This window comes from Neogemmobacter tilapiae, from assembly GCF_014652215.1.
In the GTDB taxonomy this organism is placed as follows: domain Bacteria; phylum Pseudomonadota; class Alphaproteobacteria; order Rhodobacterales; family Rhodobacteraceae; genus Neogemmobacter; species Neogemmobacter tilapiae.
The window spans coordinates 174,741-187,800 of sequence record NZ_BMYJ01000002.1 but is presented as its reverse complement, the minus strand read 5'-3'; the positions used below and the strand labels follow the sequence as shown (position 1 = coordinate 187,800).

The window sequence follows — 13,060 nt, the reverse complement described above, 5'->3', positions numbered from 1 at the left end:
ATCTTTTCTTCAAAAATATCCCCGGGGGGGGCGCGCAGCGCGGGGGGCGGCTGCCCCCCTGCCGCAGCAAGGCGAAGGCCACGATAGACCGATGGCCGCAGGCCATGCCGCCCGATCACCGATGCTTGCGGAAAAACCTTGTGCGCGCGAACAGGTCTTCCAAACGCTGCATCCGTTCCGCCGTCTTGTCCCAGCGCAAATCCTGCACCGCTGCCAGCAAAGTCTCCACCAGCACCGTGATGCTCACCATACTGTCCCAGGCCGAGGGGGCCTCGATCTGCGCAATCAAGCGGTGGCGCGCATGGGTCGCGGCGGGCGAAATCCACGGGTCGGTGATCAGGATCACCTCCGCCCCCTGTTCCTTCGCCATTTCCACCAGTTGCAGCACCGAATTCTCATAGCGCCGAATGTCAAAGACCAGCAGCACATCCCCCGGCTTCATGTCGATCAGCGCCACCGGCCAGGCATTCGACAGGTTGGGCAACAGCCGCACATCCGCCCGCACCGCCAGCATCAGCGTCACGAAATAATCCGCCATCGCATGGGTGATCCGCCCGCCCATCGCAAAGACCTGCCGCTTTTCATCCGCCAAAAGCGCCGCAATCGCATCAAATTCCGCATGGTCGATCTGCGCCAGCGTCGAGGTCAGGTTTGACAGCACCGTATCGGCAAAGCGGTTCAGAATATGCGTGTCCGGGGCCGCCGCCGCCCAGCGGTCATGCTTGGCCAAGGGCGACACCAGCATCGATTCCACTTCGGCCCGGATCGAATTCTGGAAATCCGGATAGCCCTTGAACCCCAGTTTCTGCACCAACCGCACGACGGTCGGCGTCGACACCGCCGCTGTCTTGGCCAAGGCCGTGATCGACCCCAACGCCGCCACCGGATACTGATCCAGAATGCGCGAGGCCAGTTGGCGTTCCGCCCGTGTCAGGCTGGGAAGCCCCGCCCGAAGACGCTCATCGACGGTGGTGGTGGCGCGAACCATGGTGTTCCCCCCTTGCCCTTAGTAAACATCGTAACAGAGATTCCATCAAAGAAAATATCTTGACAGAATGCCCCATGGTTGGGACGCTGGCGTTCAGGGGGCAGCATGGCGCAGATGGCAGACAAGGGCGAGACTTTTCCCGCAACGGTGGAAAACCGGGGCGGCACGGGCCGCATTGTGTTGTGCTGTGAACATGCCTCGAACCATTTTCCCGCAGGCTGGGGCGATCTGGGGCTGAGTGCTGAACAACGGCTCGCCCATATCGCCTGGGATCCGGGGGCCTTGGCCCTGTCGCGGCGTTTGTCGGCATCGCTGAAAGCGCCGCTGGTTCATGCGCCGGTCAGCCGGTTGATCTATGATCTGAACCGCCCGCCCTTTAGCGCCGGGGCCATGCCCGCGCGGTCGGAAATCCACGATGTGCCGGGCAATGCCACCATCAGCGCGCAGGAACGCGCCGCGCGGATGCGGGCGATCTATCTGCCCTTCCACACGGCGCTGCATGATCTGCTGGCTGAACGCATGGCCCTTGGGCTGGATCCGGTGCTTGTGACCGTCCATTCCTTTACCCCCCTCTATTTCGGCAAAAGGCGCGAGGTGGAATTCGGCGTGATCCATGATGACGACCCCAGCCTCGCCCGCGCCATCGTCAAGGCCGCCGCATCGACAGGCCTGCGCACCGGGCTGAACGAACCCTATTCCGCAGGCGATGGGGTTACCCATACGCTGAAATTGCAGGCAACGCCCTATGGCCTGCCCCATGCGATGCTGGAAATCCGCAATGATCTGATCCACGATGATCAAAGCGTGGCCCGGATGGCCGAACTTTTGACCCCGGTTCTGAACATGGGTCTGGCCGAAATTCAGCGGCAAGCCAAGGCGAGTTAAGCGCGGGTGTGATCATCGCGCATTCATAAGATAAACAGGAAGGATAAGGGCCATGCCCGGAAATATGACGTTCGACGAATTGAAAGCCGCTGTGAAAAAGGGCGAGATTGACACGGTGATCGTGGCCGCCCCCGACATGCAGGGCCGCCTGATGGGGAAACGTTTCCTCGCCCAGTTCTTCGTGGACAAGGGTTATGAGGAAACCCATTGCTGCAATTACCTGCTGACGGTGGACATGGATATGACCACGGTGCAGGGCTATAAATCGACCAGCTGGGAAACCGGCTATGGCGACTATGTGCTGAAACCCGATTTGTCCACCCTGCGCCCTCTGCCTTGGCTGCCCGGCACGGCGCTGGTTTTGGGCGACATGCTGGACCACCACACGCATGAAGAGGTGGCGATTGCCCCCCGCACGATCCTGAAGAAACAGGTGGCACGGGCGCGGGCGATGGGGTTCGAGCCGATGATGGCGACCGAGCTGGAGTTTTATCTGTTCGAGAACTCCTACGAACAGTTCCGCGACTGGCAGCAAGGTGGCCAAGGCTGGGGCGGTCTGAAACCCGTCAGCGCCTATAACGAGGATTACCACATCTTCCAGACGACCAAGGAAGAAGAGGTGATGCGCGCCATCCGCAACGGGCTTTATGGCGCAGGCATCCCGGTGGAAAATTCCAAGGGTGAGGCCGAGGCGGGGCAGGAAGAGATCAACTATCACTACTCCGACGCGCTGGACACGGCCGACAACCATGTGATCGTCAAGCAAGGCGTCAAGGAAATCGCTTGGACCAAGGGCAAGTCGGTGACCTTTATGGCGAAATACGATCATCGCCGGGCGGGATCATCGTCCCACGTCCACCAGTCGCTCTGGTCCAAGGATGGCAAACCGTCCTTCTATGACAAATCCGACAAGCACGGCATGTCCGAGGTGATGAAGCATTTCCTTGCAGGCCAGTTGCACCACGCCCGCGACATCACGGCCTTTCTGGCACCCTATGTGAACAGCTACAAACGCTTCACCATCGGGATGTTTGCCCCGACGAAAGCGGTCTGGTCGGCTGACAACCGCACGGCGGGCTTCCGGCTGTGCGGGGAGGGGACCAAGGCGGTGCGCGTCGAATGCCGCATCCCCGGTTCCGACATCAACCCCTACCTGACCTGCGCGGCCCTGCTGGCCGCGGGGCTGGATGGGATTGAAAAGAAGATGGTGCTGGAACCCGAAGCCTCGGGCGACATGTATATGGCGAAAAAGGTGCGCGAGATTCCGAAAAACCTGCGCGAAGCGGCGGCTTTGCTGAACAAGTCGAAAATGCTGCGCGCGGCGATGGGCGATGATGTGGTCGATCACTATCACCACGCCGCCCAGTGGGAGATTTCGGAAACCGACCGGGTGGTCACCGATTTCGAACTTCAGCGCCTGCTGGAACGGGCGTAAAGAAAGGTACCTTGGTTACTATTTGAAATAGTAACCAAGGTATGTTACTTTCTTGCGGTCAATCCTAGGAAGTCTGCCATGAGCAAATATAGCCCCCTGACCGAACACTTGGCCGCGCGCAAAGATGCGCGCGTGCGGATGCGTTTCGTGGACATTGAGACGCTGCTTGGTTTTTCCCTGCCCCATTCGGCGCGGGCGCACCGCCCATGGTGGGCCAACACGGCCCACAGCCATGTGCAGGCCAAAAGCTGGCTAGAGGCGGGCTATGAAACGCAGGATGTGGATCTAGAAAAGGAACTGCTGACTTTCGCCAAGCTGAATACCGTCGAAAAGGATGCTCGGGAAAAGGACAAAAAACCAAGGCGTCACCCGCTTTTCGGGGCCATGGCAGGAACGATCACCGTCGCGCCGGGGGTCGATTTGACAGAGCCGGTTTATGACGACGCTTGGGACTGGCTAAGCGAAAAGGCCGACCGGATTGAGCAAGGCTTGAAGCAACGATGACGGCACTTTTACTGGACACCTGCGCCGCCATCTGGATTCTGAAAAACGGCCCTCTGTCGGATCAGGCCGTTGCTGCTTTGGATGAGGCCGCAGATCGGAGCGAAGATGTGTTCATCTCTCCCATCACAGCTTGGGAATTCGGCTTACAAAAAGCTCGGGGGCGTGCTGCCTTTGCCATCGAACCACGGGTCATTTTCGCAAATCTGTCAGCGATTGCAGGGATCAGCATCGCAGGGCTTTCACCAGAGGTGCTGATTGCCTCCACCGAATTGCCGGGCTTTGACAACCGCGACCCCGCCGACCGCATCCTGATCGCCACCGCCCGCGAATATGGGTTGCGGATTGTGACGCGCGACCAAAAAATACTCGATTATGCCGACAAGGGCCATGTGATGGCGCTGGCCTGCTGAACTTGGTGCGCCCTGAAGGCACACCCTACCAAGGACGAACACGATGAAACCCATCCAACTGATTTCCCCCGTCGATGGCAGCGTTTACGCTGAACGGACGCCCTTGGCCGAGGCTGCGGCCTTTGCCGCCGCTGCCCGCGCCAAGGCCGCCCAACCGGCTTGGGCCGCGCGCCCCTTGGCGGAACGCATCGCCTTGGTCAAAGCGGGCGTCGCCAAGCTGATGGAGATCAAAGAGACCCTCGTCACCGAACTCGCCTGGCAGATGGGCCGCCCGGTGCGCTATGGCGGCGAATGGGGCGGGGTGAACGACCGCACGAATTACATGGTCTCTATCGCCGAAAGCGCCCTGTCGCCGCAGATGGTCGAAGACAGCGACCGCTTCCGCCGCTATCTGGCGCGGGAAGCGGTGGGCGTCGTCTTCATCATCGCGCCGTGGAACTATCCCTTTCTGACCACGATCAACACCCTCGCCCCCGCCCTGATCGCCGGGAACACGGTGGTTCTGAAACATGCCAGCCAAACCCTGCTGGTCGGCGAACGCCTTGCCGCCGCCTTCCATGCCGCAGGCGTGCCGGAAGATGTGTTCCAGAATGTGGTGCTGGACCATGGCACCACCGAAAAACTGATCGGCGCGCGGGCCTTTGGCTTTGTGAACTTCACCGGTTCAGTCGGCGGCGGGGCCGCCATTGAACGGGCCGCCGCAGGCACCTTCACACCGCTGGGGCTGGAACTCGGCGGCAAAGACCCCGGCTATGTCCGCGCCGATGCGGACCTAGAGGCGGCGGTGGACAGCCTGATGGACGGGGCGATGTACAACGCGGGCCAATGCTGCTGCGGCATCGAACGGATCTATGTCCACGAAAGCCTTTACGACAGCTTTGTCGAAAAGTCCGTCGCTTGGGTCGGGCAACTGACCTTGGGCAATCCGCTCGACATGTCCTCCACCCTAGGCCCGATGGCCCACAAGCGTTTCGCCCAAGTCGTCCGTGACCAGACCGCCGAGGCGATTTCGGCGGGCGCCAAGCCCCTGCTGGACCCCAAGAAATTCGCCGATGACGGCGGCGCTTATCTCGCCCCCCAGATCCTTGTGAACGTCGATCACAAGATGCGGGTGATGCGTGAAGAAAGCTTTGGCCCGGTTGTCGGCATCATGAAGGTCCGCAATGACGAAGAAGCCGTCGCCCTGATGAACGACAGCCCCTATGGCCTGACCGCCTCCGTCTGGACCCCCGACACCGAGGCCGCCGCCGCCTTGGGCGCAAGGCTGGAAACCGGCACCGTGTTCCAGAACCGTTGCGATTACCTTGACCCCGCGCTGACCTGGACCGGGGTGAAAGACACTGGGCGCGGATCCTCGCTGTCTTACCTTGGGTTCCATTCGGTGACCCGTCCGAAATCCTACCATCTGAAGAAGGTGACGAAATGAGCCACGCCGTTCCCAATCGCAACTGGTCCTATCCGACCGCCATCAAATTTGGCGTCGGCCGGATCGCGGAGCTGGCCGAATATTGCAAGGCCAGCGGCATTGCCCGGCCCTTGCTGGTCACCGACAAGGCCTTGGCCAGCCTACCGATCACGGCCGATGCGCTAAAAATTCTGGACGGGGCCGGCCTGGGGCGCGCCCTGTTTTCAGAAGTCGATCCGAACCCGAACGAGGGCAATATGGCGGCTGGGATCGCCGTCTATAAAGCCGGGGGTCACGACGGTGTGATCGCTTTCGGGGGCGGATCGGCGCTGGATCTGGGCAAGATGATTGCCCTGATGGCGGGGCAGCGGGCCGATCTTTCGGTCTGGGATCTGGAGGATATCGACGACTGGTATACCCGCGCCGATGCCGCCAAGATTGCCCCCGTGATCGCCGTGCCGACCACGGCGGGGACGGGTTCCGAAGTGGGCCGTGCGGGGGTTCTGACGAACTCTGCCACGCATAAGAAAAAGATCATCTTCCATCCGAAACTGATGCCCGTGGTCACGATCTGCGACCCCGCCTTGACCGTGGGGATGCCACGCTTCATCACCGCAGGCACCGGGATGGACGCACTGGCCCATTGTCTTGAGGCTTATTGCAGCCCCTTCTACCACCCGATGAGCCAAGGCATCGCGTTGGAAGGCATGCGGCTGGTCTTTGAAAACCTGGTGCAAGTCTATGAAAACCCCAATGATCTGGATGCCCGCGCGCATATGATGTCGGCAGCGGCGATGGGGGCTGTGGCCTTCCAAAAGGGGCTGGGGGCGATCCATTCCCTGTCGCATCCGGTGGGGGCGGTTTACGGCACGCACCACGGCACCACGAATGCGGTGGTGATGCCGATGGTGCTGGAGTTCAACCGTTCGGCCATTGAGGACCGGATCAAAGCAGCCGCCGCCTATCTGGGCATCGACGGCGGCTTTGCGGGTTTCCATGACCGGGTGATGGAACTGCGCACGCAGCTCGCGATCCCGGAAAACCTGTCGGCGATGGGCGTGCAATTCGGCGATCTGGACATGTTGACCGATATGGCGCTGGAAGACCCGTCTTGCGGCGGCAACCCGGTGGTGATGACGCGCGAGAATACGCGGGCGCTGTTTGATGCTTGTATGTGACATGGGTCGGAAGATGGGCCAATGGCCCATCCTACGCCAAGATAAATGAAAGCCGATATCGCCATCATCGGGGCCGGTGTCGTGGGCATGACCTGCGCGCTGGCCCTTTTGCATCAGGGGCGCGGTGTCACGCTGTTTGACCCCAACGCCCCTGGCTCGGGCTGTTCCTATGGCAATGCTGGAACCATCGCCGATTACGCAGTGCAGCCTGTCGGCACCCCCGGCGTTCTGCGCGATCTGCCCCGCCTCATGTTCGACCGCAATTCCCCGCTCGCCATCCGCAAGGCCGCACTTCCCACCCTAGCCCCGTGGCTCGCCCGTTTCCTGCGCCAATCCCTTCCGGGCAAGGCCCGCGCCAATGCGCAAGTCTTGGCGGGGCTTCTGGCCGATGCGGGGCCACGCTGGGCGGAACTGGCGGCGGATTGCGGGGCCAGTGACTTGCTGCAAGACCGGGGCTGTCTTTACCTTTACGCCGATCAAAAGGGGGTCGATGCCGCCAAATCGGACCTCGCCTTTCGCCGTGACCTAGGGGTTCAGGTTGACATTCTGAACAGCGCCGAACTGGCCGCGATGGAGCCCGGCCTGCCCGCCATGGCCGGGGCCGCCTTCTTTCCCGGCGCGCGCTTCCTGTCCGACCCCTCCGCCATGATGGCCGCCTTGGCCGCGCGGGTGCAGGCCTTAGGCGGGGTTTTCATCACCGAGCCGGTCAAAAGCCTGATCCCCGGCGCGCAGCCCCGTTTGCAAGCCGCACAAGAATGGCAGGCCAGCGAGATCATCGTGGCGACAGGCGCCCATTCCAAGGCTTTGGCGCGGATGGCGGGCGTGCGCGTGCCATTAGAGACCGAACGCGGCTATCATCTGGAATGGAATAGGCCCCAGCCCCGCCTGACCCGCCCCGCCTGCATCACCGAACGCGGGTTCTATCTTTGCCCCATGACGGGCCGTCTGCGCGTTGCGGGCACGGTGGAACTGGGCGGGTTGAAAGCCCCTCCCTCCCCCCACCGCCTTGCGCGGTTGGAACAGGGCGCGAAAAGCGTCTTTCCCGATCTGGGCACACCGTCCCGCACATGGATGGGCTTTCGCCCCTCGCTCCCCGACAGCCTGCCGGTGATTGAACGGGGGGAAAATCACGTCACACTGGCCTTTGGCCATGGGCATCTGGGGGTGACGCTGGCCCCGATCACGGCGGCTTTGGTTGCGGGGATGATTTTCGGAGAAAGGCCCGTTTTGGACCTTGCGCCTTTGTCCGCAAGGCGGTTCTAGTTCCAAGCAAGCCGGGGGTTTCACACCCCCGGACCCCCGTGGGATATTTTTGAAGAAAAGATGATGACAGGCAAGGCGCTGATCACCGGGGCTTCGGGCTTTATCGGCTTTCATCTGGCCCAGCGCCTGCTGGTCGAGGGTTGGCAGGTCACCGGCATCGACGCCCTGACCGATTACTACGAGGTCAGCCTCAAACACGCCCGCCAGGACATTCTGCAAGCGAACCCCAACTTCCGTGCCGTCGAAGAACGCATCGAAACGCCCGGTGTGTTGCTGGGGCTGATGGCGCAGGAAAAGCCCGATCTGGTGGTGCATCTGGCGGCACAGGCCGGGGTGCGCCATTCCATCGACGCGCCGGAAAGCTACGTTCAGGCCAACCTTCTGGGCAGCTATCACCTGCTAGAGGCCGCCCGCGCCCATCCGCCAAAGCATATGATGATGGCCTCGACCAGTTCAGTCTACGGGGCCAACGCCAAGATGCCCTATGCCGAAACCGACAAGGCCGACGCGCCGATGAGTTTCTACGCGGCGACCAAAAAGGCGAATGAGGCGATGGCCCATTCCTATGCCCATCTCTACGCCCTGCCGATCACCATGTTCCGCTTTTTCACCGTCTACGGTCCTTGGGGCCGCCCCGACATGGCGTTGTTCAAATTTGTGAAAGCGGTGCTTCAGGGCGAACCCATCGACATCTACAACCACGGCGACATGCGCCGTGATTTCACCTATGTCACCGATCTGGTCGAAGGCATCGTCAGGCTTGGGTCCAAAGCGCCGGGGGCCGATGCCATAGGCCCCATGGACAGCCTTTCCCCCGTCGCCCCCTACCGCGTCGTGAACATTGGCAATGGGGCCCCTGTCGGCCTGATGGATTTCGTCACCGCCATCGAAACGGCCCTGGGGCAAAAGGCCGAAAAGCGGCTCTTGCCCATGCAGCCCGGCGATGTGCCCGCCACCTGGGCCGATGCCAGCCTGATCACCGCCCTGATTGGCCCCCTGCCCCGAACCGATGTGGCGACAGGTGTCGCCCGTTTCGTCGAATGGTATCGCGCCTATTACAAGGCCTGATCTTACGACTTTGGGCGTATTCCGATAACGTTTCAGGTTGCTTAATTTTGCAGCTTTGCGCAGGGTCACCCGGCTTGGGGCGGGCCTGACCCGCCCCTTTTTTGAATGGGGAATGGAATGCTGATCAAGGCAAAGACCAAGGCAGGCGTGGGGATCCAATACAACCTGACCGCCACGCAAAACCTGATCGTCGAAAAAGGCATCAGCCTGCGCTCGATCGACAACTTCGGTGTGTTCGGTGAGGCGGCCAAACAAACGGTCACGGTCGAAGGCCTGATCATCGGCGTTGATGACGCCATCCGTCTGCAAGGGGTGGGCGCGCAGGTTACTGTCGCTGCTGGGGGCCGCATTCTGGGCAGCAATGACGACGGGATCGAGCTGTCGGGGGCCAACAGCCTGATCACCAACCGCGGCACCATTCAGGGCTATTACGGCACCTACCAACATTTCGACGGCGCGGGCAAAGCCACCCTCATCAACCACGGCACCCTGATCGGGCGCGAAGATGCGGTGAACTTTGATCTCGATGCCGGGTCCAAAACCCTGCTCAAGAACTTTGGCATCATCACCGCTGGAAGCGACGATGCGCTGGAAACCTATGACAGCGATGACACGGTGATCAACAAGGGCACGATGTGGGGCGACATCGAACTGGGCAGCGGCAAGGACATCTATGATGGCCGCGGCGGCATCCTGATCGGCACGGTGAATGGGGCCGATGGCGACGACCTTTTCCGCGCCGGGGCCGGGATCGAACGCTTTGACGGCGGCAATGACTTTGACACGCTGGAATTCCGCACCGCCAAGGCCCTCACCGTCGATCTGAACGACAATAGCCTGAACACCGGCTGGGCCAAGGGTGACAGCTATTTCGGCATGGATGGCCTTGTCGGTTCTGCCACTGGCAATGACCGCCTTTTCGGCCATGACGGCGAAAACCGTCTTGTGGGCTTGGGCGGCAATGACCTGCTGGATGGCCGCGATGGGGCCGACACCCTGATCGGTGCGGCAGGAAAAGACACGCTGACCGGCGGCGGCGGCACCGACATCTTCCGCTACAACGCCCTCACCGACGGCGGCGATGTCGTCACCGATTTTGACCCCTTCCTCGACACGTTCGAATTCGCCCGCAGCGTTTTCAAAGGGCTGGATCTGGCCGGGGTTCTGCCTTCTGAACAGTTCCTTTCGGGCACCACCAACAAGGCCACCACGGCGGCCCATCGCATCATCTACAACGAAAACAACGGCCAGATCTGGTATGACCGTGACGGCTCGGGGGTCAAGTTCAAAGGCGTGCTGATCGCCACCGTGACGGTCGGCACCGAACTTTCCAACGGCGATTTCCTTTTCGTCTGACTCTTGGGGCCGGGTTCACCCCGGCCCTAATCCACGCTCTGCGCCAGAATCTGGCTGATCTGCGCCAGACTGCGCCCTGATTGATCCGCCCAAAGGTTGAACGCCGCCTGCACCCGCCCCATCGCCTTGGCCGAGGACGGAGGCCCCTCAATCACCCCTTCGATCACCAGCCGCTTCACCACATCGTCCGACAGAACATAGCTGTCCCGCCCCACCATCCGGCAAACCCTTTGCCCCGTGTTGCCCCCCAGCCGCGCGCCGCGTTTGCCCAGCAACGCCAGAAACCCCGCCTGATCCGCCCCCGGCCAATGCGCCAGATGCCCCGCTGCATCGCCCGTCTCGCCTTGCAGCGCCATCAGAAAGACGGCGTTTTCCAGCACCGCCGAAATCTTGGCCCCATTGCGCACGATCCCCGGATCAGCCAGCAGGCGGGCCATATCGTCGTCATGCCAAAGCGCCAGCTTGCCCGGATCGAACCCCGCGAAAGCCGCCTGAACCCCCGGCCATTTCGCGTCGATCACCGACCAGGAAAACCCCGCCTGAAAGATCGCCTTCGCCATCGCCTCCAGCCAGACCGACAACGGCTTGGCCGCCAATTCCTCCACTGCCACGGGCTGGATCAGCCCCTCCAGCATCCCCGCCCCCTTGCGCCCGACGGCAATGGCCTCGATCTCGGCAAAGTCACGCATCGCCCCCTCCGTGAAAGCTTCACCTTAGAATCCCCGTGATCCACTGTCACCCGCCGTTACCAAATGTCATCCCTGCCGGGCTTCCCCCCGCCGGGCGCTTGCTGTATCCCCTTGCCCGAAGTGTAGGAGCGTTAATATGCAGCAAGCGCGCATCGGCCGCTGGGCCGTCGGGGCCATGTTTCTGGTCAACGGGTTCATCATGGGGGCTTGGGCCCCGCAGATCCCCTTGCTGCTGCCGCGCCATGACATCACCGAAAGCACGCTGGGCGCGCTGATCCTTGCCCTTGGTCTGGGGGCCGTCGGCGCGATGATCTTTGCGGGCCGCCTGATCAACCTTTTCGGCAGCCGTCGCGTTCTGCGCACCTTTGCTGTCTTGCTGATCCCGGTTCTGCCCGCCGTCGTCTTTGCCCCGAACGTCTATCTGCTGGCCTTGGCCATGGTCGCCTTTGGCGCCTTTACCGGCTGCATGGATGTGGCGATGAACGCCAATGCCGTCGTCGTTGAACGCAGCATGGGCCGCGCCATCATGTCCTCGTCGCATGGGTTCTGGAGCCTTGGCGGCTTTATCGGCGGCATTTTTGGTGGCCAACTGCTGGCCGCTTATGGCTCCGAAGTGCAGGCGCTTTGGGCCGCCGGCTGTGCCGCCCTTGTCGTCACCACCGCCAGCCTGTTCCTGATGCCCGACGCCCCGGCCCCCAAGGCACATGCCGATGAACCCAAACCCGCCCTGCTGCCGCGTGACGGGGCGCTTTGGCTGATCGGCGTCATGGCGCTGTTTTCCATGGTGCCCGAAGGCGCGATCCTTGACTGGGCCGCGCTCTATCTGACCCGCGAACTGGGCGGCGATCCGGCGATTTCCGGCTATGCTTTCGGCCTGTTCTCGGGTGCCATGGCCGTTCTGCGCTTTGCCGGTGATGGCGTCCGCAACCGTTTCGGCGCTGTCCGCACCCTGCAAGTGTCGGGCTTCATCGCCGCCATCGGCCTTTTGGGCGGCGCAATGGCCCCCTCCCCCTGGTTTGCCATCCTGTCCTTCGGCTTTGCCGGTCTGGGTGTTGCCAATATGGTGCCCGTGCTGTTTTCGGCCGCAGGCAACCATCCGGGCCTGTCGTCGGGCGCGGGCATCGCCGCTGTCACCATGGTCGGCTATTCCGGCATCCTCGTGGCCCCGGCCTCCATCGGCTATATCGCCGAACATATCGGCTATCGCTGGACCTATGGCTCGCTCGCGACCCTTGCGATCTTTGTCGCCCTGATGGCCCATCGCGCCCGTGCCGCCGATGACCTGCGCGGACGCGATGCCGCACAGGCCGCCATCATCGACCCGCCGGCCTAAGCGCCCATATAGTCTGGCTTGCCCAGTTCCACCCCATTGTGGCGCAGGATGTTATAGGCCGTCGCCATATGGAAATAGAACTGCGGCAGGGAATAGAGGTTCAGGTAGTCCGACCCTGACATCGTCATGTCTTGCCCCCGCATCTTCAGGGTAATGGCCCTTGTCTCGGCCCCCTGATAGCGATCAGCAGTGAAACTGGCGACATAGCCCCGCGCCGCCTGAATGCGCGTCTGCAATTCGGCAAAGCTGGTTTCCGTATCGGGAAAGGACTTCGGCTCTTCCCCCGCCAGCCGCGCCGCCGCCCGCGCTGCAAAATCGCAGGTCAATTGCACCTGCCGGATCAGCGGGAACATGTCGGGAAACAGCCGAAAGGTCAGCATCGCCTCGGGCGCGATCTTTTTCGCCGTGCAATGCGCCTCTGCCTTGGTCAGAACCTTCGACAAGGCCCCCAGAAAACGGTCATAGGTCTTGTTGCAACTGTCGTGGATCATCACGCCCCCCCTGATTTCGCCGCAAATATGCGCCTGCCCCTTCGCCCGGCGCAAG

Annotated in this window: 13 protein-coding genes; 10 read left to right on the top strand and 3 right to left on the bottom strand. The window is 62.0% G+C overall.

Annotated elements, in window-relative coordinates:
- Positions 1 to 115: 115 nt before the first annotated feature.
- Positions 116 to 988, bottom strand: coding sequence for a MurR/RpiR family transcriptional regulator (locus IE095_RS04005; RefSeq protein ID WP_189410331.1), 873 nt, complete (start codon positions 986 to 988; stop codon positions 116 to 118).
- A gap of 105 nt (positions 989 to 1,093) precedes the next feature.
- Here IE095_RS04005 and IE095_RS04000 point away from each other — a divergent pair, with 105 nt between their 5' ends.
- The 9 genes from IE095_RS04000 (at position 1,094) to IE095_RS03960 (ending at position 10,492) form a co-directional block, all read left to right on the top strand.
- The gene (locus IE095_RS04000) at positions 1,094 to 1,873 is read left to right on the top strand and encodes an N-formylglutamate amidohydrolase (protein WP_189410330.1); all 780 of its coding nucleotides are present in this window, start codon (positions 1,094 to 1,096) and stop codon (positions 1,871 to 1,873) included.
- Positions 1,874 to 1,925: 52 nt separating this feature from the next.
- The gene (locus IE095_RS03995) at positions 1,926 to 3,308 is read left to right on the top strand and encodes a glutamine synthetase family protein (RefSeq protein WP_189410329.1); all 1,383 of its coding nucleotides are present in this window, start codon (positions 1,926 to 1,928) and stop codon (positions 3,306 to 3,308) included.
- A 78-nt stretch (positions 3,309 to 3,386) separates the two neighbouring features.
- The gene (locus IE095_RS03990) at positions 3,387 to 3,812 is read left to right on the top strand and encodes a DUF7662 domain-containing protein (protein ID WP_189410328.1); all 426 of its coding nucleotides are present in this window, start codon (positions 3,387 to 3,389) and stop codon (positions 3,810 to 3,812) included.
- On the top strand, positions 3,809 to 4,222 hold the full coding sequence (locus tag IE095_RS03985; protein ID WP_189410327.1) for a type II toxin-antitoxin system VapC family toxin: 414 nt from the start codon (positions 3,809 to 3,811) through the stop codon (positions 4,220 to 4,222). Before IE095_RS03990 ends, IE095_RS03985 begins: the two co-directional genes overlap by 4 nt.
- Positions 4,223 to 4,265: 43 nt before the next feature.
- A complete protein-coding gene (locus IE095_RS03980) occupies positions 4,266 to 5,648 on the top strand; it encodes an aldehyde dehydrogenase family protein (protein ID WP_189410326.1) in 1,383 nt (460 codons plus the stop codon).
- A complete protein-coding gene (locus IE095_RS03975; protein ID WP_189410325.1) occupies positions 5,645 to 6,805 on the top strand; it encodes an iron-containing alcohol dehydrogenase in 1,161 nt (386 codons plus the stop codon). The genes IE095_RS03980 and IE095_RS03975 overlap by 4 nt, the downstream gene beginning before the upstream one ends.
- Positions 6,806 to 6,850: 45 nt before the next feature.
- On the top strand, positions 6,851 to 8,068 hold the full coding sequence (locus IE095_RS03970; protein WP_189410324.1) for an NAD(P)/FAD-dependent oxidoreductase: 1,218 nt from the start codon (positions 6,851 to 6,853) through the stop codon (positions 8,066 to 8,068).
- Between the two features lie 63 nt (positions 8,069 to 8,131).
- Positions 8,132 to 9,136 (top strand): NAD-dependent epimerase/dehydratase family protein, encoded by a 1,005-nt coding sequence (locus IE095_RS03965; RefSeq protein ID WP_373295393.1) that lies wholly within the window; start codon positions 8,132 to 8,134, stop codon positions 9,134 to 9,136.
- 117 nt (positions 9,137 to 9,253) lie between these two features.
- Complete coding sequence (locus tag IE095_RS03960) at positions 9,254 to 10,492, top strand: calcium-binding protein (protein WP_189410322.1); 1,239 nt, start codon at positions 9,254 to 9,256, stop codon at positions 10,490 to 10,492.
- 26 nt (positions 10,493 to 10,518) lie between these two features.
- Here IE095_RS03960 and IE095_RS03955 read toward each other — a convergent pair whose 3' ends face one another.
- On the bottom strand, positions 10,519 to 11,181 hold the full coding sequence (locus IE095_RS03955) for a DNA-3-methyladenine glycosylase I (RefSeq protein ID WP_189410321.1): 663 nt from the start codon (positions 11,179 to 11,181) through the stop codon (positions 10,519 to 10,521).
- Positions 11,182 to 11,317: 136 nt separating this feature from the next.
- Between IE095_RS03955 and IE095_RS03950 the strand changes: the two genes are divergently transcribed.
- Positions 11,318 to 12,514, top strand: a complete 1,197-nt coding sequence (locus IE095_RS03950) for an MFS transporter (protein WP_189410320.1) — start codon at positions 11,318 to 11,320, stop codon at positions 12,512 to 12,514.
- Here IE095_RS03950 and IE095_RS03945 read toward each other — a convergent pair.
- On the bottom strand, positions 12,511 to 13,005 hold the full coding sequence (locus tag IE095_RS03945) for a DUF1993 domain-containing protein (RefSeq protein ID WP_189410319.1): 495 nt from the start codon (positions 13,003 to 13,005) through the stop codon (positions 12,511 to 12,513). The genes IE095_RS03950 and IE095_RS03945 overlap by 4 nt on opposite strands.
- Between the last annotated feature and the right edge of the window lie 55 nt (positions 13,006 to 13,060).

Coding starts and splice junctions, on each gene's coding strand:
- IE095_RS03955 (WP_189410321.1), bottom strand. CDS start 11,181: ATGCGTGACTTTGCCGAGATCGAGGCCATTGCCGTCGGGCGCAAGGGG.
- IE095_RS04005 (WP_189410331.1), bottom strand. CDS start 988: ATGGTTCGCGCCACCACCACCGTCGATGAGCGTCTTCGGGCGGGGCTT.
- IE095_RS03970 (WP_189410324.1), top strand. CDS start 6,851: ATGAAAGCCGATATCGCCATCATCGGGGCCGGTGTCGTGGGCATGACC.
- IE095_RS03945 (WP_189410319.1), bottom strand. CDS start 13,005: ATGATCCACGACAGTTGCAACAAGACCTATGACCGTTTTCTGGGGGCC.
- IE095_RS03995 (WP_189410329.1), top strand. CDS start 1,926: ATGCCCGGAAATATGACGTTCGACGAATTGAAAGCCGCTGTGAAAAAG.
- IE095_RS03975 (WP_189410325.1), top strand. CDS start 5,645: ATGAGCCACGCCGTTCCCAATCGCAACTGGTCCTATCCGACCGCCATC.
- IE095_RS03990 (WP_189410328.1), top strand. CDS start 3,387: ATGAGCAAATATAGCCCCCTGACCGAACACTTGGCCGCGCGCAAAGAT.
- IE095_RS04000 (WP_189410330.1), top strand. CDS start 1,094: ATGGCGCAGATGGCAGACAAGGGCGAGACTTTTCCCGCAACGGTGGAA.
- IE095_RS03960 (WP_189410322.1), top strand. CDS start 9,254: ATGCTGATCAAGGCAAAGACCAAGGCAGGCGTGGGGATCCAATACAAC.
- IE095_RS03980 (WP_189410326.1), top strand. CDS start 4,266: ATGAAACCCATCCAACTGATTTCCCCCGTCGATGGCAGCGTTTACGCT.
- IE095_RS03965 (WP_373295393.1), top strand. CDS start 8,132: ATGACAGGCAAGGCGCTGATCACCGGGGCTTCGGGCTTTATCGGCTTT.
- IE095_RS03950 (WP_189410320.1), top strand. CDS start 11,318: ATGCAGCAAGCGCGCATCGGCCGCTGGGCCGTCGGGGCCATGTTTCTG.
- IE095_RS03985 (WP_189410327.1), top strand. CDS start 3,809: ATGACGGCACTTTTACTGGACACCTGCGCCGCCATCTGGATTCTGAAA.